This is a genomic window from Nocardioides sp. InS609-2 (genome assembly GCF_023208195.1).
GTDB lineage: Bacteria > Actinomycetota > Actinomycetes > Propionibacteriales > Nocardioidaceae > Nocardioides.
The window spans coordinates 815,273-832,222 of sequence record NZ_CP060034.1 but is presented as its reverse complement, the minus strand read 5'-3'; the positions used below and the strand labels follow the sequence as shown (position 1 = coordinate 832,222).

Sequence of the window (16,950 nt, the reverse complement as noted above, 5' to 3'; positions counted from 1 at the left end):
TTGCGAATCCTGCTCTTCACCGGCAAGGGCGGCGTCGGCAAGTCGACCGTTGCCGCCGGCACCGCGGCCCTCGCTGCCGCTGCGGGTCACCGCACCCTGGTGCTCTCGACTGATGCCGCACACTCGCTCGCCGATGCCTTCGCGACCACGATCGGCGCCGAGCCCACGCAGATCGCCGAGTCGCTGTATGCCCAGCAGGTCGACGCGCAGCTGAGGTTCGAGCAGAGCTGGGCCGACATCCAGCACTACCTGCTGCGGGTGCTCGACGTCGCGGGCGTCGACCCGGTGGCCGCTGCGGAGCTGACGGTCATCCCCGGCGCGGAGGAGGTGCTCGCCCTGCTCGAGCTGCGCCTGCACGCGCTCGCCGGCGGGTGGGACGTCATCATCGTCGACTGCGCGCCGACCGCCGAGACCCTCCGGCTGCTCGCGCTGCCGGAGGCCCTCGGCTGGTACATGCAGCGCGTGCTGCCGGTCGAGCGTCGCGTGGTCAAGGCCTTGCGGCCCGTGCTCTCGAAGGCCGCCGGGGTGCCGATGCCCGAGGACACCGTCTTCGACGCGGTCGAGAGGCTGCACGCCGAGCTGGAGGAGGTGCGCGCGCTGCTGTCCGGTCCGCAGGCCAGCGTGCGGCTGGTGATGACGCCCGAGAGCGTGGTGCTGGCCGAGGCTCGCCGGTCCTACACGACCCTGTCGCTGTTCGGCTACCGCGTCGACGGGGTGGTTGCCAACAGGATCTTCCCCGACGACGCCGGCGACGAGTGGCGCGCGGGCTGGGTCGCCGCACAGGACACCGTGCTCGCCGAAGCAGGTGCATCCTTTCCCGGACTGCCGTTCTGGCGCTCGGTCTATCGCGCGGCCGAGCCGGTCGGCGTCGAAGCGCTCGTCGAGCTCGCCCGAGACGTGTACGGCGACTCCGACCCGCTCGCGACACCCGCCCGCGGCGGACCGTTCAAGGTGGTGCGCACCTCGCGGGGCGCCGTACTCTCCCTGCGGCTGCCGGGTGTGACGAGCGCCGACGTCGATCTCGCGAGGAACGGCGACGAGCTCGTCGTGACCGTGGGGTCGTATCGTCGTCTCCTCACGCTGCCTGCCGGGCTCACCCGCTACCGGGTTGCCGGGGCACGTGTCCAGGACGGTGAGCTGCAGGTGCGGATGGAGGACGGGACGTCGTGACCCAGTCAGGGACCCACTCGGGTGACGGCGGCGAGCCCGATGTGGGCAGCCTCGCCGAGGAGGCCGCGAAGCTGATGGGCGCCCTGTCGGGCTGGGCCCGCGACCACGGCGACCTGGCCCCGCATGTCGGCGACCTGGCTTCGCGCGCGACCGACGCCCTGCGCGACGTCGACGCCCATGTGGCCACCGGCGCTGCCGAGTGCACCTGGTGCCCGGTCTGCCGCACGGTGCACGCCGTGCGATCGCTGAACCCCGAGGTGCGCAACCACCTGGCCTCTGCCGCCACGTCGCTCATGCACGCGGTCGCCGGAGTGCTCGCGACCGGCGTACCAGATCAGGGGCGCTCGCGCGACGTCGAGCACATCGACCTCGACGGTGACGACTGGGAGGACGAGGAATGAGCCTGTCGTGCGGGATCGACGTGGGCGGCACCAAGATCGCCGGCGGTGTCGTGGACGCCGAGGGCAAGGTGATCGAGGAGCTCCAGGTGGAGTCGCCGGCCACGGACGTCGAGCAGATGGAGGACGCGATCGTCGGGCTTGTCGGTGAGCTGCGGTCGCGCCACGAGATCGTCGCCGTGGGCGTCGGTGCCGCGGGGTACGTCGACCGCGACCGCGCGACGGTGCTGTTCGCGCCGAACATCGCCTGGCGTGACGTCGACCTGCGGGCCGAGCTGGAGGAGCGCGTCGACCTGCCGTTCGTGATCGAGAACGACGCCAACGCCGCTGCGTGGGGCGAGTTCCGCTTCGGCGCCGGCGAGGACGTCGACGACCTGCTGCTCGTCACCGTCGGCACCGGCATCGGTGGCGGCATCGTCCTCGACGGTCGACTGCACCGTGGCGCCTTCGGGGTGGCCGCCGAGATCGGTCACCTCCGGCTGGTGCCGGGCGGCCATTTGTGCGGCTGCGGCAACCGCGGCTGCTTCGAGGTCTACGGCAGTGGCACCGCGTTGGTGCGCGAGACCCGGGCTGCGGTAGCGGCCGGCTCGCTCCCGGCCAGGTCGTTGCTCGACCGTGCCGGCGGCCGGATCGAGGACATCGACGGACCGCTCATCTCGGCTGCGGCGGCCGACGGCGACCGGTTCGCCATCGAGCAGCTCGCCGACCTGGGCCGCTGGCTGGGTGAGGGCATCGCCTCGCTTGCGGCGGTGCTCGACCCGGCTGTCGCGGTGATAGGCGGCGGCGTGAGCGCCGCCGGCGACCTGCTGCTCGACCCGATCAGGTCGGCGTTCGAGTCGTCGCTCCCGGGCCGTGGCTACCACCCGGCCCTCGAGATCCGGGCGGCCACCCTCGGCAACACCGCAGGGCTGATCGGCGCCGCCGACCTGGCCCGCGTCCGTGACTGACGTATCGGCGCCGGTCTGGATCGGCGTCGACGTCGGCGGCACCAAGGTGCTCGCTGGCGTCGTCTCCGACGAGGGCACGGTGCTGCGCACCGCTCGCGCCGCAACGCCCGGTCGCCGGGTCGACGCCGCACTCATCGAGGACGCCCTGACCGACGCCGTACACGCGGTGGCGGGGGAGTCACCGATCGCCGGTGTGGGCCTCGCCGCGGCTGGATTCGTGGAGGCGACGGGGGAGCGGGTGATGTTCGCCCCGCACCTGCCGTGGCAGGACGAGCCGGTCCGGGCCCGGCTGTCCGGGCGCTGGCAGGTGCCGGTCGCCCTCGACAACGACGCCAACTGCGCGGCCATCGCCGAGTGGGAGTACGGCGCGGCGCGAGGCGCCGGGTCGGCGCTGGTCGTGACGATGGGCACCGGCATCGGCGGTGGCCTGGTCCTCGGCGGTCACGTGGTGCGCGGCGCGAACGGGATGGCCGGCGAGTTCGGCCACATGCAGGTCGTGCCCGACGGGCAGCCGTGCGAGTGCGGACTGCGCGGCTGCTGGGAGCAGTACTCGTCGGGGAACGCGCTGGTGCGCTACGCCCGCGAACGCCTCGGCCACGAGCCGACGATGCTCGAGGAGTCGTGCGACGGCCACCCCGAGCGGCTGACCGGCCCCATGGTCACCGAGGCGGCCGAGGCGGGCGACCTGCTGGCACGGGCGGCCTTCGCGTCAGTCGGCGACTGGCTGGGCATGGGTGTGGCCAACCTGGTGGCGGCCTTCGACCCGGAGTGTGTGGTCATCGGGGGCGGCGTCTCGGCGGCCGGTGACCGGTTGCTCGACCCGGCACGGGTGGCGCTGGAACGGTCGCTGGTGGGCGCCCGGCACCGCGTCGTACCTCCTGTGCTGGCTGCGCACCTCGGCCCGCAGGCGGGCCTCGTCGGAGCCGCCGTACTGGTGCGGTCGCTCTAGCTGCGGCGGTAGCCCGGCACCAGCTCGAGCGCGAGCTGCTCGAGGAACAGGCCGACGTCGGTCACGATGCCGCGGGCCTGCGAGGAGCCGCGGTCGGCGAGCTTGGTCACGGTTGCGGGGTTGATGTCGACGCACACGAGCGGGATCGACGCCGGCAGGATGTTGCCGGTCGCGACCGAGTGCAGCATCGTCGCCACCATCAGGCAGAAGCCGACGTCCTTGATCTCGGCACGCATCGCGCGCTGGCCCTCGATCACGTCGGTGTAGACGTCGGGCAGCGGACCGTCGTCGCGCACGGAGCCGACGAGCACGAACTTCTTCTCGTGCTTGACCATCGCGTGCATGATGCCGCCGGTGAGGATGCCGCTCTCGACGGCCGCGTGGATCGAGCCCTGCTTGCGGATCGTGTTGAGCGCGCGGATGTGGTGCTCGTGGCCGTGCTCGACGCCGCGGCCCTGGGCCAGGTCGACGCCCAGCGAGGTGCCGTAGAGGCTCGACTCGATGTCGTGGGTGGCCAGCGCGTTACCGGCGAAGAGTACGTCGACGAAGCCCGCGTCGACCATCGAGACCATGGCCGGGGCGGCGCCGGTGTGGACGACGCCGGGGCCGCCGACCCACAGCACCTTCTTGCCCGCTGCCTTGGCCTCGCGCATGCCCTCCGCGACCTGGCGCACGAGGACCGCCTGCGGCTTCTCCGACGACACGTCGGACTCCATGAAGCCGAACGACTCCTGGCTCTTGTCGACCACCGGGACCGTGACCTTGATCCCGGACGCGCCACACACGACGAGCATGCCGGTGCGTACGTCGGACATCGGCAGCGTGTAGATGCGGTTGCCACCCTCGCGGGGCTCGACGATCAGGCCGCAGTCCATCTCGGGGTTCTCGACGTCGAACCAGCGGCCATCGAGCCGGATCTTCGTCTCGAGGTTGGTCGTGGAGTAGAAGCCGTCCGGGAAGACGCCGTCGCGCTCGGCCTCGACCACGGCCGCCTCGCCGGGGTCGACCTGGTTGACGCCACGGGTCTGCAGCCGCATCAACAGCCGCTGCAGCGACTCGTCGTCCTCGGCGGTGACGGTGATGGTCGCCCGCGAGGTGTCGTTGGCCTCGTGGCCCACGTCGAACCGGTCGATGGCGTAGTCGCCGCCGTACTCGCGGATGTCGTCAAGGATGCGCGACAAGATGCCGCTGTCCATCAGGTGGCCGGTGACTTCGACGCTCTCGCTCACACTCACGGCGCCACCCTAACCGCGGTCAGTGACTCACTCAGATCCGGGCACCGTCGTCACCGGGGTCGCGCGGACCGCGCGGCATCATCACCACCAGATAACCGAAGCCGCCCAGGAACGCCAACACCAGCGCGTAGGACATCAGCAGCGGCAGGTGCCAGCCCATCACGGTGAAGACGAGCAGGATCAGGGGCGAGGCGAACAGTCCGATCCAGGCCGCTTGGCGGCGAGGCTCGGGCCGGGGGAGCGGGGGCGGCGGAGGAGGGACGAAGCGCTCCTCGTCGTCGTACTGCTCGTACACCGGCGGCGTGCTCGCCACCGCTTCGGGCTCGGGCGCGACGGGAGGTGCGGTGTCGGCCTCGACCTCGGCGCGCTCGCCGTAGTGTTCGACGATGTCCTGCCAGGCGCGGTCGACATCGCGCTCCCGCCCGGGTTCGTCCTTGCTGGTCACTCCAAGAGCGTAGACGCCTGGGCATCTGCCTGGTTCGGATGACTTCATTGGAACGGTCAGGGAGCATGTGTTCGTGTTCGGCGAAGACAAGGCGCAGCGGCGACGCAACGCCCGTGACCTCGAGCGCCGGATGCGTGAGCTCGACGAGCTCGACCGCCGGTTCGGCCTGGGAGCACTTCCGGCGACGACGGGGCCGCGCGAGGTCCGGCGTACGCGTCATGGCGTGCGGAACTTCTGGGTTGTCGTCCTCACCATGGCGCTGCTCGGGGTCGTGATCGCGATCCACCCGAGCAGCACCGCCGCCCAGATCCGGGGCGTGGTGGCCACCGGACTGTCCCGGCTGGGCGTGATCGCGCCGTCGGCCGGCGACGGGACCTACGCGTTCATCGCCACGCAGCGCGGCGGGCGGGAGCCGGTCGGCTACGACCCGTGCTCCGAGATCAGGGTCGAGGTCAACGCCGTCGGTGCACCGGCGAACTGGAAGTCACTCGTGGCCCGGGCGATCGACCACGTCGGGTCCGCCTCGGGACTGAAGCTCGTCTATGCCGGGGAGACCGACAACCGCGACGTCGAGCAGGTGGGCGAACCGGGGAATGCCACGGTGCTCGTCATGTGGGCGACCGAGGAGGACTTCCCGGTCCTCGAGGGACAGGTGGCGGGAGTCGGCGGCAGCTCTGCCGTCGAACGGCGCTCGGGGCACCGTGAGTTCGTCAGCGGCAGGATCGTCCTGGACCGCGACGCGTTCGAGGCGTACGACGGCGGCGACCTGCAGATCGCCGTCGACCAGGCGATCGTCGACCACGAGTTCGGTCACGTCGTGGGGCTGGATCACGTGGACGACCCCGGAGAGCTGATGGCTCCCGAGACCGATGGCCGCCAGCTGAGTTGGGGGCCCGGGGACAGGGAAGGCCTCGAGCTGCTGGGCGCCATTGACTGCCACTGAGTGACGTCCTTGGTCTCGAGGCTCGCTGCGCTGGCCCTCAACCAGCGGGCGAGGCGGTCACCTTGGCGATGAAGTCGGCGGACTCGGAGTAGATCGCGTCGGCGTCGTTGTCGAGGGTGGCGACGTGGTAGCTGTTCTCGAGGGCGCGCACGGTGAAGTCGGTCGAGGACACCCCCGACCGGATCAGCTCCATCGAGAGCGGGTCGACGACATGGTCCTCGGTCGACTTGAAGAACAGGATCGGCGCGGTGACCCTGGCCAGGTCGGCGCGCAGCGGCTTCCAGTTCTGCATCATCGAGTGGGCGGCCCTGAGCGGCGTCCTGATGTAGCCGTACTCCTGCCCGCCGGGCTTCTTGATGTCGTTGGCGATGCCGGGGAACGACGGCACGACCCACTTGAGCACAGGCAGGGCCAGCACGTCCTTGCGCATCGTCGCGACCGCGGCGTTGACGAGCACCAGCCCGGCGACCCGGTCGGGGTGGTCGGCGGCCAGTCGCAGCGCCAGCCCGCCACCCATGGAGAGCCCGCCGACCACGACCGATTCGTTGTCGCCCGCGAGCTTCTCGAACGACCGTGACACCTCGGCGTACCAGTGGGCCCACGTGGTGGTGTTCATGTCCTGCCACGTGGTGCCGTGGCCGGGCAGCCGTGGCACCTCCACGGCGTACCCGCGCTCGGCGAGCGACTCACCCCACGGCCGCATCGAGGCGGGAGAGCCGGTGAAGCCGTGGCTCAGGAGTACGCCGATCGAGCGGCCGCCGGTGAGCTCGGGACGCGCGGGCGCCGAGAACGGGGCGGCGGTGGGCAGCGCGGATGACATGCCGGCATCGTGTCAGAGGCGACGCGCTCTTGGGAGCGCCACCGACCGGCGGGACGGGCTAGAGTCCGATCGTGCTGTATTGGTTCCTGAAGTGGATCGCCCTCGGGCCCGTCCTGCGACTCATCTTCCGCCCTCAGGCGTCCGGCGTGGACAACGTTCCCGACGAGGGTCCGGCCATCCTCGCGAGCAACCACCTGTCGTACGCCGACTGGTTGTTCATGCCGCTGACGCTCTCGCGCCGGGTCACGTTCGTGGCCAAGGCGGAGTACTTCACCACGCCCGGAGTGAAGGGCTGGTTCCAGAAGAAGTTCTTCTCCGGCGCCGGCCAGGTGCCGATCGACCGCGGCGGTGCGTCGGCGGCCGAGGGCGCGCTGAAGTCGGCCAAGGGCATCCTCGCGAAGGGCGAGCTCTTCGGCATCTACCCCGAGGGCACGCGCTCCCACGACGGCAAGCTCTACCGCGGCAAGACCGGCGTCGCGCGGCTGGCGCTCGAGACCGGTGCACCGGTCATCCCAGTCGCCGTCGTCGGCACCGACGTCGTCGCCCCGCCCGGCAAGAAGTTCGGCTCGTTCACGCGGCCGATCGTCCGCTTCGGCAAGCCGCTCGACTTCTCGCGCTACGAGGGCATGGAGAACGACCGCTACATCCTGCGCTCCATCACCGACGAGATCATGTACGAAGTGATGCGCCTGTCCGACCAGGAGTACGTCGACGTGTACGCCGGTGTCGCCAAGGACCTCTCGAAGAAGAGCGACGACGAGGCCAAACGGGCCGAGCGGGCCGAGCGCGAGGCCGCTGCCGAGGACAAGAAGGCGTCCTGACCGGCCTGGCCGATGGCGTGGCTCCGCGGCGGTCGTCCGCCGCAGCGGTCGCCGTCGAGGACCGCCTGTACGCCGCCCTCGCGGTGCTGCGCGTCATCGTCACCCTCAACCTCCTCCTGCTGACCTGGTGGCGTCGCGACAACTTCGACCGGCCAACGGCCGCCGCGGTGCTTGTGCTCCTCCTCGTGCTGTGGACGGGCTTCGCGCTGTGGGCCTACTCGTCCTCCGCGCGCCGTACGCCGCCACTCCTGCTCGTCGACCTCGCGGTGGCGATCGCCGCACTGCTCGCGACGCCGTGGCTCAAGGGCGACGACTTCCGCGCGACGCTGCCGGGCTTCTGGATCATGGGCGTACTCCTCGCGTGGGCCGTCCACTGGCGGTGGCAGGGCGGACTGGTGGCCGGCACGGCGCTGTCGGTGATCGACCTGGTGATCAGGTCCGACGTCAGCCAGGCCACCTACGGCAACACGTTCCTGCTGATGATCGGTGGCCCGATCGTGGGCTACATGTGCCAGTCGCTGCAGGAGATGGCGGCCGAACGAGACTTCGCCCAGCGGGCCGCGGCCTCGGCCGGCGAACGCGCCCGGCTCGCCCGCGCCGTACACGACGGAGTGCTGCAGGTGCTTGCCCTCGTGCAGCGCCGGGGCACGGAGCTCGGGGGAGAGTTCGCCGACCTCGGCCGCCTCGCTGGCGAGCAGGAGTCGTCGCTCCGGTCGCTGATCCGGCAGCAGGACACCCTCGTCAGCGAGTCCGCTTCCACCGACCTCGCCGTCGCGCTCGAAGCGCTCGGCGGACCACTCGTCACCGTCGTGACGCCCGGCACAGCCGTGCCTCTCCCGGCGTACGTCGTGTCCGAGGTGGTCGCAGCGACCCGTGCCTGTCTCGACAACGTGACCGTGCATGTCGGACCGCAGGCACCGGCCTGGGTGATGCTCGATGCCGCCGACGACCAGGTCGTGGTGTCTGTGCGTGACGAGGGCCAAGGCATCGCGGCCGACCGACTCGCCACGGCCGAGACCGAGGGCCGGCTCGGAGTGGTGGCCTCGATCCGCGGCCGGCTCGAGGACCTCGGTGGCACCGCCGAGCTGTCGACCGGCTCCTGGGGCACGGAGTGGGAGCTGGCCGTGCCACGACCGGGAGGACCGACGTGACGATCCACAGCGAGCACCCGTTCCTCGATCCCGACCCCGACCAGGCCCGCCGGTTGCGCGGCCGGCTGGGCGGCCAGGTGTCCCTCTGGACCGCCGGCTCCGGTGCCGAACGCGTCGGGCTCACCGTCTCCTCCCTGCTCGTGGCGCCGAGCGAACGGCCCCTCGTCATCGGGTTGCTCGACCCCGACTCCGACCTGGCCACGCGGCTGACGTCCGGTGACGACGCCCGCTGCGTCGTACAGATGCTGGAGTGGCAGCACCGCGACCTCGCCGAGCAGTTCGCCGGTCAGATGCCCGCTCCCGGTGGGGCCTTCGCGCAGGCCGAGTGGGTGCAGACCGACGCCGGGCCGCGACTCGCCGACGTGACCACGTGGGCCGAGGTCGTCGTCCGCGACACCCGCGACGTCGGGTGGTCGGTCGAGGTCACGGCCCGGATCGACGGTCTGGTCGTCGGCGACGACAACGAGCCGCTCATCCATCGCCGTGGGCGCTACTCCCACTAGGTTGGTGCGCATGACCGACGGGGCAGCCAACGAGGCCATCAGGGTGATGGTGGTCGACGACCACCCGATGTGGCGCGACGCGGTCGAACGTGACCTGGAGGTCGCGGGGTTCGAGGTCGTCGGGGTGGCCGCCACCGGCAGGGAAGCCGTGGCTCGGTTCCCGGCAGCGCGACCGCACGTCGTCGTACTCGACCTGCAGATCCCCGAGCCCAACGGCGTCGAGGTGACGCGCACGGTGCTCGAGCACGACCCGTCGGCGCGGGTGCTGATCCTCTCCGCGTCCGGCGAGCAGGCCGACGTGCTGGAGGCCGTGAAGGCCGGTGCTACGGGCTATCTCGTGAAGTCGGCATCGCGTGAGGAGCTCATCTCTGCCGTACGACGCGTGGCCGCCGGCGACACCGTGTTCACGCCGGGGCTGGCCGGTCTGGTGCTGGGGGAGTTCCGCCGGATGTCCGGGCCAGCGCAGCCGGACCCCAGCACCCCGGAGCTCACCGAGCGCGAGACCGAGGTGCTCAAGATGGTGGCGAAGGGCATGTCCTACAAGCAGATCGCCGACCGGCTCGTGATCTCGCACCGGACCGTGCAGAACCACGTGCAGAACACCCTGCGCAAGCTGCAGATGCACAATCGTGTCGAGCTGACCAGATATGCGATCGAACAGGGCCTCGACGACGATGAGTGAGCTCGCCGCGGAGTACGTCGCGCGGCTTGGCTACACGGACCCGCCACCGACGCTCGACACGATGGCTGCGTTGCACCGGGCGCATCTCGAACAACTGCCCTACAACAACCTCGACATCGTGCTGGGCTCGCCGCAGCCGGTCGACGAGGAGAGCTGCCTGCGTCAGGTCGTCGAGACCGGGCGGTCGGGCTACTGCTTCCACCAGAACGGCGCGCTCGCGGCCGGGCTGCGGCATCTCGGCTACACCGTCGAGCGGCAGCACGGGCACGTCTGGACCGATGCCGAGATGCGCGCCAGCACCGACCTCAACCACCTGGTGCTGGTGGTCTCCGGGCTGCCCAGCGACGCCAACCCGGGCGGTCGCTGGTGGCCGGACGTCGGGCTGGGTGAGGGGTTCGTCGAGCCGGTGCCGCTCGTCGTGGGCGTGGTCGCTGACGGGCTGCTGGACGTCGAGATCACCTCGTTGGACGATCGGGGCTGGTCATTCCGCAACGACCATCGCGGCACGTTCACCGGCATGGAGGCGCGGTCGCTGCCGATGGACGTTTCCGGCGCCCACGTCGTGCTGTCCACGCCGCCCGATGGTCGGTTCGCGAGGATGCTGGTCGTCCAGCGGCGCACTGCTGGAACCGTGGACACGGTGCGGGCCTGCGTGCACACCAGGCTGGACGGTGCGGGCGCCACGACGCGCGACCTCACGACGTACGACGACTGGCGTGGCGCGCTCGTCTCGCTCGGTCTCAGTCTCACCGGGATCTCCGACGAGCGGCTGCGCGCGCTGTGGGAGTCCTCGTGGCAGAGCCACCTGGCGTGGGACGCGGCGGGCCGGCCGTGACGTTCGTGTGGCGCCGTGCCGGGGCTGACGATGCCGTGGCGCTGATGATGGCCGAGCGGGCCACCAACCTGGTCGCGCTGGCGCACGTCTTCCCGCCGGACGTCTATCCCTATCCAGACGCGGATGTGCTGGCGCGCTGGGCGCTGATCCTCGACGACCCGGGTGTCACGGTCGAGGTGGTCGACGGTGACGCCGGCGTGATCGCCTTCGCTGCCTGGGACGTCCGCACGCTTCGGCATCTCGGCGTCCATCCCGACCACTGGGGTTCGGGGCTTGCCCGGGCCGGGGTCGAGCGCGCGGTCTCGGCGATCCGCGAAGGCGGTGAGACGCCGTACCTGAAGTGCCTGGTCGAGAATCATCAGGCGCGGGGGCTCTACGACCACCTCGGCTGGGTGCCGACCGGAGTGCGTGGGGAGGCGGAGTTCCCGCCGCATCCGGAGGAGATGGAGTACGTGCTGCGGGGGTGACTACGCCGGATCCCGCGCGGGGTGCGGGCGATCGCCCTCGGGCGAGGCATCGACGAGGTCGTGCTGGACGCCGTACCGCGACCGCAGCCGGACATCCTGCTTGACCCGGTAGCGCTCGCCGAGTGCAGCCCGCACCGGGAGTGAGAACGGCACCCGGTCGAGGCCGGCGTTGACCACACCGAGGACGAGCCCGACGAAGCGGATGACGTGCTTGAGCCGGGTGTCGGGCACCGCCAACTCGTCGGCGATCTCGTCGCCGAGGAAGATCCGTTCGAGGGCCTGCACGATCGGCGGAGCCGCGCGGTGCAGGGCGCGGGGCAGGATCTCCTCGATCTCGGGAACGAGGAACTCGGCGTTGATCGACCCGACGAGGTCGCGGCAGAAGTCGTCGACCACCGGGCGGCTGAGCAGGTAGATCGCCTCGAGCGCTTCCTGGTCGGCCTCGTCGACGGGCAGCAGGTCCGGCGAGATGCCGAGCAGGTGGCCGACATAGCGCCAGCGCGCGTAGTAGGCGTCGGCCTCGTGCGGCAGGAACGGCGCGCCGACCGCACGCATGCCGCGCAACGGGATCAGGCAGAACTCCACCAGCGTGTAGGCGAGGTAGGCCTGGCAGATCGGTACGCCCCAGGCAGCGGAGTCCCACTCGTCGGAGCTGACGAGGGACTGGCGCACGAGCGCATGGATGATCCGGACCCGCACGGTGAGCTCGAAGCCGGGGGAGTGGCGGCGCAGCCCGTCGTGCGCCAGCACCTCGACCAGCCATGAGCCGACCTCGATGGTGCGCGCGCCGGCGCTCTCGACGTACCGGCCGGTGAGCTGCAACGGTCGCGACGCCGCGGAGTTGGCATAGCCACTCACCAGCGATGCGGCGCCGAGCACGATGCCCGCCTGCCGGGTGTAGCGCCCGATGTGGCGGCCGCCATGGTTGAGCACCTCGAAGTCGACCCAGTCGGGCACGTCGTCGAGCTCGGCGAAGAGTGCGCGCAGCGAGTCGGGTGGGTCGTCGACGGCGTCGATGCCCTGAGTACAGGCCTGTCGCAGCATCCGCATGCCGCGGCCGTGACCGATGGTGGCGAAGTCGGCCACGAACGCGTCGGCCAGCGGATCACCGATCCACATGCCGTCGAAGTACGGCGCGGCGAGGTCCCCGAAGCGGCGCACCGCCTCGTCGTGCCGACGGATCGTGGTGGGAATGTCGGGAGCATCCAGGGGGCGCTGCGCGGCCGTCGACATGGCCTCAGCCTATGCTCGCGGCGTGTCCATCGACCCGCTGCTGGCCATTGCCGACGAGCTCTATGCGCTGGCTGTGTCCGACTTCACGGCGGTGCGGGATGCCCGCGCGAAGGAGCTGAAGGCCACCGACAAGCCGCTGTCCGCGCGCGTCAAGACTCTCAAGCGGCCGTCTGTCGCGGCGTGGGCGGTCAACCTGTTCGTCCGCCGGGAGACAGCTCAGGTCGAGCAGGTCATCGCTGTCGGCGTGGCGTTGCGGGAGGCACAGGCCAACCTCGACGGCAACGAGCTGCGCGCGCTCACGCGACAACGCAGGCAGCTCACCGCGGCCGTGACAACGCGGGCCAGGGCATGCGCAGCCGAAGAGGGCCAGCGGTTGAGCGACTCCGTGGCCGACCAGGTGGAGGCCACCCTGACTGCGGCGATGCTCGACGAAGGCGCCGCTGCTGCTGTCCGCAGCGGGCTGCTCACCGCGTCGCTCGCCGCGACCGGGGTGGACGCGGTCGACGTCGCTGCCTCGGTGGCCGCTCCCGAGGCACTGGGCTTCACGGCGTCTGCGCGGGAGGCTGAGGAGGAGCCGCCGTCGCGGCCCGAGCTGCACGTCGTACCCGACCCGGAGGCGGACCAGAAGAAGCGCAAGGCCGCACAGGAGAAGCTCGACCTCGCCGAGGCGGAGGTGACGCAGACCCAGGAGGCGTACGACGCAGCCGCAGCCGAGGTCGGTCAGCTCGAGGCGCGCAGCATGCAGGTGCAGGCGGAGATCGACGAGCTGCGCCGCAAGATCGCCGAGCTGGAGACCGCCGCCGAGGAGATCGACGACGAGCTCTCGGACGCCGAGGACGTGCGCGCCGAGGCCGAGGAGACGCTGGCCGCGGCGATCCGCGACCGAGAGGCTGCTACGGCGATCCTGGCGAAGCTCAGGTAGCCGCCCAGCCCCCTTGCACCGCTCGACCACCTCGCTCCAGCGGGCGCGCTTGCCCCGGGGAGCGAAGCTCCGGTCGAGCTGCCAGGTGTCGCGGAGCTCGTCGGTCGACCTCCACCCACCGGTGCCGAGCCCGGCGGGGAAGGTCGCGCCCAGCGCCGTGGTCTCGACGATCTACGGTCGCTCGAGGACGACCGCGGTCACACGGTGGTGCTGGCGTCGATCGCGAGGATGCGCGCGTCAAAGGCCCGCCTCATCGCGGGCCTGATGCGGTCGGCGGTCGGCGGACGGCTGGAGAGGCTGGGCTAGGGTCTCGGCCATGCGCGACACCCAAGGTGAGGAATATGCCCGCCGTCTGCAGCGCAAAGAAGGCGCCCGCTGGAAGCAGGTGCTGAAGGTCCAGGCGCCGTACCAGTGGAACCTGCGTCGCCAGGAGCTGGGGCGCACGCTCGACATCGGTTGCGGCATCGGCCGCAACCTGGACTCACTACCTGCTGGGTCCGTGGGCGTCGACCACAACCCGGTCTCCGTCGAGATCGCCAGGCAACGTGGCTTCACGGCTGTCACCACCGTGGAGTGGGAGGAGTCAGAGCTTCGCGTCGCCGAGTCCTTCGACGGGTTCCTGGTCGCGCACGTGATCGAGCACCTGCCGCCCGAGGAGGGCGAGGCCATAATGCGCTCCTACCTCCCCTACCTGCGACCGGGTGGCAAGGTGCTGTTCATCTGCCCGCAGGAGCGCGGTTACGCCTCCGACCCCACTCACGTCCGCTGGACCACCGGCGAGCACCTGCAGGACCTGTCGAGGTCGCTGGGGCTGCAGCCCCAGCCGTGGCGCAGTTTCCCGTTCCCCCTCGTGGCCGGGAGAGCGTTCACCTACAACGAGTTCAACGTGCTGGCGACCAAGCCCACCGCCTGATCACTGGTCCCGCAGGATCGCCAGCACCAGCTGGTCTATCCAGGTGCCGTCGTGGGAGACCCGCATCTCGTAGTTCTCCGCACCGGTCCAGGCGGTCAGGTCGGGATACCCCGCCCTCTTCACGAGGTTATCGATCTCGTCGGCCAGCGCGGCGTCGATCTCGACCTTCTCGTCGTCGGTGGAGGCAGTGAGGTAGAGGTCGCTGAGGTCGAGCAGCCGAGCCAGCTCGGTGAGCGGCTCGGGGTGGTCGTCGACCCGCAGGTCGACGGCGATGTCGTCGAGGCCGTCGTACCCCGCCTCATCGCGTACGACGAGCAGCGCGGCCGACTGCCGCCCCCTGCGGTCGCCGCCGGCCCGGTCGCCGGCCCGCATGGCGGCCAGCAGCCGCCGCTCGAGGGGTTCACCGGCCGAGCCCTCCCAGGCGGCTCGCATCTCGTCGACCACCTCGGGGCCGGTGAGGATGTTGCCCTGGATCGCGAACCCGTCGCCCGTGACGCCGCCAGCCCAGTCGAAGCACGCCGGTCCCGTGTGCGAGACCGCGTTGCCCTCCACGTCGACGATGCCGACCTGGCGGTGGTCGCGCCCGTCGTCCTCCTCGAGCAGCCGTTGCAGGGCGACGCTGGCGGTCGCGCCCTCGTCGAGGTGGGCGAGCGCGAGGCCCTTGTAGGCCACGTTGGCCGACGCCTGGGTGGCGATGGCGCCCACGCCGGCGACAGCCGCCGGCACCGCGGAGCCGACCGCCAGGAACTTCGAGGCGACGGCGACACCCCAGGACTCACCGTCTTCGGACCGGGCCACGATTGAGAACGTCATGCCGCAACGCTAGTGCTTGTCCGATACCCGCTTGCGCAAATGTCGGTGGTCACCGGAAGGATGAGCAGGTGCTCTCCCGCCTCGGCTTTCCTCCCATCGGCCCCCACCGGCGCTTCGTCACGGCCATCGCCGTCGACGCGCTGGGCAGCGGCGTCTTCATGCCGCTCACGATGCTCTACTTCCTGGCGGTCACACCTCTGAGCCTGCTCCAGGTCGGCGCGGCCATCTCGATCGCCTCGGCGGTGTCGCTGCCCGCGGGGCCGGCCATCGGCGCGCTGGTCGATCGCTTCGGCGCCAAGCAGATCCTGCTGGCCGGCAACGCCCTTCAGGCAGTGGGTTTCGTGGCCTACCTGGTGACCGACTCGTTCGCGGCGGTCCTGCTGTGGACCATCGTCGTCACCGTCGGCCGCACCGCCTTCTGGGGCTCCTACGGCAACATCGTGGCCGCCATCTCGCAGCCGGGTGAGCGCGAGCGCTGGTTCGGCTTCCTCGGTGCCCTGCGCAACGTCGGTTTCGCAGTGGGCGGTGTGGCTTCCGGCATCGCTCTGGCCATCGGCTCCGACCTGGCGTTCCAGGCCGTGGTCGCGGCCAACGCCGCGACGTACGTCGTCGCGTTCGGGCTGCTGCTGGCGGTGCCCGCCACCGTGCGCGGTGGGCAGCAGTCGCTGCCCGGCTCGTGGCGGACGGTGCTTTCCGACCGGCCGTACCGGCTGCTCGTGGTCGCCCAGGTGGGCTACTCGATGCCGATGATGATCCTGAACTTCGCGCTGCCGGTCTACGTCGTGACCGTGCTCGAGCTGCCGGGCTGGATCACCGGCGTCATCTTCACCGTCAACTGCATCATGGTCGGCCTCGGGCAGGGACTGGTGGTCAACGCCATGACCGGCCGGGTGCGCTATCGCGTGCTGTTGCTGACCCAGGTCGTCTTCGCCTCGTCGTTCGTGGTGTTCCTGGTGTGCGGCTGGCTGCCTCCGGCCGTGGCGACGGGCCTGGTCGTGTTCGGCAGCATCGTCTACACGCTGGCCGAGCTCTCCGGAGGCCCGGTGCTCGCCGCGCTGTCGGCCGAGGCGTCACCGGACCACCTGCGCGGGCGCTACCTGTCGTTGATCCAGCTCGCGTGGAACCTCAGCGGCACCATCGCGCCCGTGCTGTTCGCCTGGCTGCTCGAGCGCGGGCCCGAGCCGCTGTGGGTGGTGATGATCGCGCTGGCCGTGGTGATGGTGTTCGTGGTCGGCCGGCTCGCGTCGGTGATGCCGGCCGCGGCAGCCGAGGTCACCAACGCAGCGGAGCCGGTCACCACCTGACGCGGCTCAGGGCTGCTCGCCGCGCTCCATGCGGTCGACGGCGGCCTTGGCGTCGGCGAGCCTGGCGCCGGTCACCTCGCGGTAGGTCTTGATCGCCGCGATCTTGTTGCCCTGCGCGAGCTGCTCGTGCACTCCACGCAGCCCGGCCGCCTCGACCGTGATGCCCGCGTGGTCGGCCAGCGCGTCGAGCTTGCTCTCCAGCCGGCGCAGGCGGAACTGGATGTCCTTGACGTCACGGCTGCCGCTGAACGGACCCATCAGCAAGAAGATGGCCGAGATGGCGAAGACGATGAGGACGACGTCGGCGGTGTTCACGGGGCGAGAGTAACGCTCGCCAACGACGCCCCGCGGTCGCTACCCTCGCGGAGGTTGTGAACGATCCAATTCCCAGATCTGCGG

The 16,950-nt window shown here is 70.8% G+C and carries 20 protein-coding genes; 14 read left to right on the top strand and 6 right to left on the bottom strand.

Annotation, left to right across the window (positions count from 1 at the left end):
• Genes H4Q84_RS04415 through H4Q84_RS04400 form a run of 4 tightly spaced genes read left to right on the top strand, consistent with a single transcriptional unit; the run spans position 1 to position 3,464 of the window.
• Positions 1–1,170, top strand: a complete 1,170-nt coding sequence (locus tag H4Q84_RS04415) for an ArsA family ATPase (protein ID WP_248582197.1) — start codon at positions 1–3, stop codon at positions 1,168–1,170.
• Positions 1,167–1,571 (top strand): hypothetical protein, encoded by a 405-nt coding sequence (locus tag H4Q84_RS04410; protein WP_248582196.1) that lies wholly within the window; start codon positions 1,167–1,169, stop codon positions 1,569–1,571. The genes H4Q84_RS04415 and H4Q84_RS04410 overlap by 4 nt, the downstream gene beginning before the upstream one ends.
• Positions 1,568–2,515 (top strand): ROK family glucokinase, encoded by a 948-nt coding sequence (locus H4Q84_RS04405; RefSeq protein WP_248582195.1) that lies wholly within the window; start codon positions 1,568–1,570, stop codon positions 2,513–2,515. The genes H4Q84_RS04410 and H4Q84_RS04405 overlap by 4 nt, the downstream gene beginning before the upstream one ends.
• Positions 2,508–3,464: an ROK family protein gene (locus H4Q84_RS04400; protein ID WP_248582194.1), complete on the top strand. Its 957-nt coding sequence runs from the start codon at positions 2,508–2,510 to the stop codon at positions 3,462–3,464. Before H4Q84_RS04405 ends, H4Q84_RS04400 begins: the two co-directional genes overlap by 8 nt.
• Here the strand turns inward: H4Q84_RS04400 and H4Q84_RS04395 are convergent.
• Entirely contained in the window at positions 3,461–4,699 is a 1,239-nt protein-coding gene (locus tag H4Q84_RS04395; RefSeq protein WP_248582193.1) for a TIGR00300 family protein, read from the bottom strand. The genes H4Q84_RS04400 and H4Q84_RS04395 overlap by 4 nt on opposite strands.
• Positions 4,700–4,730: 31 nt before the next feature.
• Positions 4,731–5,144, bottom strand: coding sequence for a hypothetical protein (locus H4Q84_RS04390; RefSeq protein ID WP_248582192.1), 414 nt, complete (start codon positions 5,142–5,144; stop codon positions 4,731–4,733).
• Positions 5,145–5,217: 73 nt separating this feature from the next.
• Here H4Q84_RS04390 and H4Q84_RS04385 point away from each other — a divergent pair, with 73 nt between their 5' ends.
• Positions 5,218–6,087: a matrixin family metalloprotease gene (locus tag H4Q84_RS04385; RefSeq protein WP_248582191.1), complete on the top strand. Its 870-nt coding sequence runs from the start codon at positions 5,218–5,220 to the stop codon at positions 6,085–6,087.
• Between the two features lie 37 nt (positions 6,088–6,124).
• Here H4Q84_RS04385 and H4Q84_RS04380 read toward each other — a convergent pair whose 3' ends face one another.
• Complete coding sequence (locus tag H4Q84_RS04380; RefSeq protein WP_248582190.1) at positions 6,125–6,907, bottom strand: alpha/beta fold hydrolase; 783 nt, start codon at positions 6,905–6,907, stop codon at positions 6,125–6,127.
• 71 nt (positions 6,908–6,978) lie between these two features.
• Here H4Q84_RS04380 and H4Q84_RS04375 point away from each other — a divergent pair, with 71 nt between their 5' ends.
• The 6 genes from H4Q84_RS04375 to H4Q84_RS04350 are packed head-to-tail and all read left to right on the top strand — an operon-like array spanning position 6,979 to position 11,366.
• The gene (locus tag H4Q84_RS04375; RefSeq protein WP_248582189.1) at positions 6,979–7,728 is read left to right on the top strand and encodes a lysophospholipid acyltransferase family protein; all 750 of its coding nucleotides are present in this window, start codon (positions 6,979–6,981) and stop codon (positions 7,726–7,728) included.
• A 17-nt stretch (positions 7,729–7,745) separates the two neighbouring features.
• The gene (locus H4Q84_RS04370; protein WP_248582188.1) at positions 7,746–8,879 is read left to right on the top strand and encodes a DUF5931 domain-containing protein; all 1,134 of its coding nucleotides are present in this window, start codon (positions 7,746–7,748) and stop codon (positions 8,877–8,879) included.
• Positions 8,876–9,382 (top strand): flavin reductase family protein, encoded by a 507-nt coding sequence (locus H4Q84_RS04365; RefSeq protein ID WP_248582187.1) that lies wholly within the window; start codon positions 8,876–8,878, stop codon positions 9,380–9,382. Before H4Q84_RS04370 ends, H4Q84_RS04365 begins: the two co-directional genes overlap by 4 nt.
• Before the next feature lie 10 nt (positions 9,383–9,392).
• On the top strand, positions 9,393–10,064 hold the full coding sequence (locus H4Q84_RS04360) for a response regulator transcription factor (protein WP_248582186.1): 672 nt from the start codon (positions 9,393–9,395) through the stop codon (positions 10,062–10,064).
• Positions 10,057–10,899 (top strand): arylamine N-acetyltransferase, encoded by an 843-nt coding sequence (locus tag H4Q84_RS04355; protein WP_248582185.1) that lies wholly within the window; start codon positions 10,057–10,059, stop codon positions 10,897–10,899. Before H4Q84_RS04360 ends, H4Q84_RS04355 begins: the two co-directional genes overlap by 8 nt.
• On the top strand, positions 10,857–11,366 hold the full coding sequence (locus H4Q84_RS04350; RefSeq protein WP_248582184.1) for a GNAT family N-acetyltransferase: 510 nt from the start codon (positions 10,857–10,859) through the stop codon (positions 11,364–11,366). Before H4Q84_RS04355 ends, H4Q84_RS04350 begins: the two co-directional genes overlap by 43 nt.
• Here the strand turns inward: H4Q84_RS04350 and H4Q84_RS04345 are convergent, their stop codons facing one another.
• Positions 11,367–12,599: an oxygenase MpaB family protein gene (locus H4Q84_RS04345; protein ID WP_248582183.1), complete on the bottom strand. Its 1,233-nt coding sequence runs from the start codon at positions 12,597–12,599 to the stop codon at positions 11,367–11,369.
• Positions 12,600–12,621: 22 nt separating this feature from the next.
• On the opposite strand from H4Q84_RS04345, the gene H4Q84_RS04340 reads away from it, so the two are divergent.
• Positions 12,622–13,521 carry a hypothetical protein gene (locus H4Q84_RS04340; RefSeq protein ID WP_248582182.1) on the top strand — a complete coding sequence of 300 codons (900 nt, stop codon included), beginning with the start codon at positions 12,622–12,624 and terminating at the stop codon, positions 13,519–13,521.
• A 316-nt stretch (positions 13,522–13,837) separates the two neighbouring features.
• Positions 13,838–14,434: a class I SAM-dependent methyltransferase gene (locus H4Q84_RS04335; RefSeq protein WP_248582181.1), complete on the top strand. Its 597-nt coding sequence runs from the start codon at positions 13,838–13,840 to the stop codon at positions 14,432–14,434.
• Here the strand turns inward: H4Q84_RS04335 and H4Q84_RS04330 are convergent, their stop codons facing one another.
• Positions 14,435–15,247: a DUF1028 domain-containing protein gene (locus H4Q84_RS04330; RefSeq protein WP_248582180.1), complete on the bottom strand. Its 813-nt coding sequence runs from the start codon at positions 15,245–15,247 to the stop codon at positions 14,435–14,437.
• A 68-nt stretch (positions 15,248–15,315) separates the two neighbouring features.
• Here H4Q84_RS04330 and H4Q84_RS04325 point away from each other — a divergent pair, with 68 nt between their 5' ends.
• Positions 15,316–16,551, top strand: coding sequence for an MFS transporter (locus tag H4Q84_RS04325; protein WP_248582179.1), 1,236 nt, complete (start codon positions 15,316–15,318; stop codon positions 16,549–16,551).
• A 6-nt stretch (positions 16,552–16,557) separates the two neighbouring features.
• On the opposite strand, the gene H4Q84_RS04320 is transcribed toward H4Q84_RS04325, so the two are convergent.
• Complete coding sequence (locus H4Q84_RS04320) at positions 16,558–16,866, bottom strand: hypothetical protein (RefSeq protein WP_248582178.1); 309 nt, start codon at positions 16,864–16,866, stop codon at positions 16,558–16,560.
• Between the last annotated feature and the right edge of the window lie 84 nt (positions 16,867–16,950).

Bases quoted from the DNA above. Each gene is read 5' to 3' on its own strand.
- H4Q84_RS04405 (WP_248582195.1), top strand. From the start codon at position 1,568: ATGAGCCTGTCGTGCGGGATCGACGTGGGCGGCACCAAGATCGCCGGC.
- H4Q84_RS04380 (WP_248582190.1), bottom strand. From the start codon at position 6,907: ATGTCATCCGCGCTGCCCACCGCCGCCCCGTTCTCGGCGCCCGCGCGT.
- H4Q84_RS04360 (WP_248582186.1), top strand. From the start codon at position 9,393: ATGACCGACGGGGCAGCCAACGAGGCCATCAGGGTGATGGTGGTCGAC.
- H4Q84_RS04355 (WP_248582185.1), top strand. From the start codon at position 10,057: ATGAGTGAGCTCGCCGCGGAGTACGTCGCGCGGCTTGGCTACACGGAC.
- H4Q84_RS04345 (WP_248582183.1), bottom strand. From the start codon at position 12,599: ATGTCGACGGCCGCGCAGCGCCCCCTGGATGCTCCCGACATTCCCACC.
- H4Q84_RS04335 (WP_248582181.1), top strand. From the start codon at position 13,838: ATGCGCGACACCCAAGGTGAGGAATATGCCCGCCGTCTGCAGCGCAAA.
- H4Q84_RS04330 (WP_248582180.1), bottom strand. From the start codon at position 15,247: ATGACGTTCTCAATCGTGGCCCGGTCCGAAGACGGTGAGTCCTGGGGT.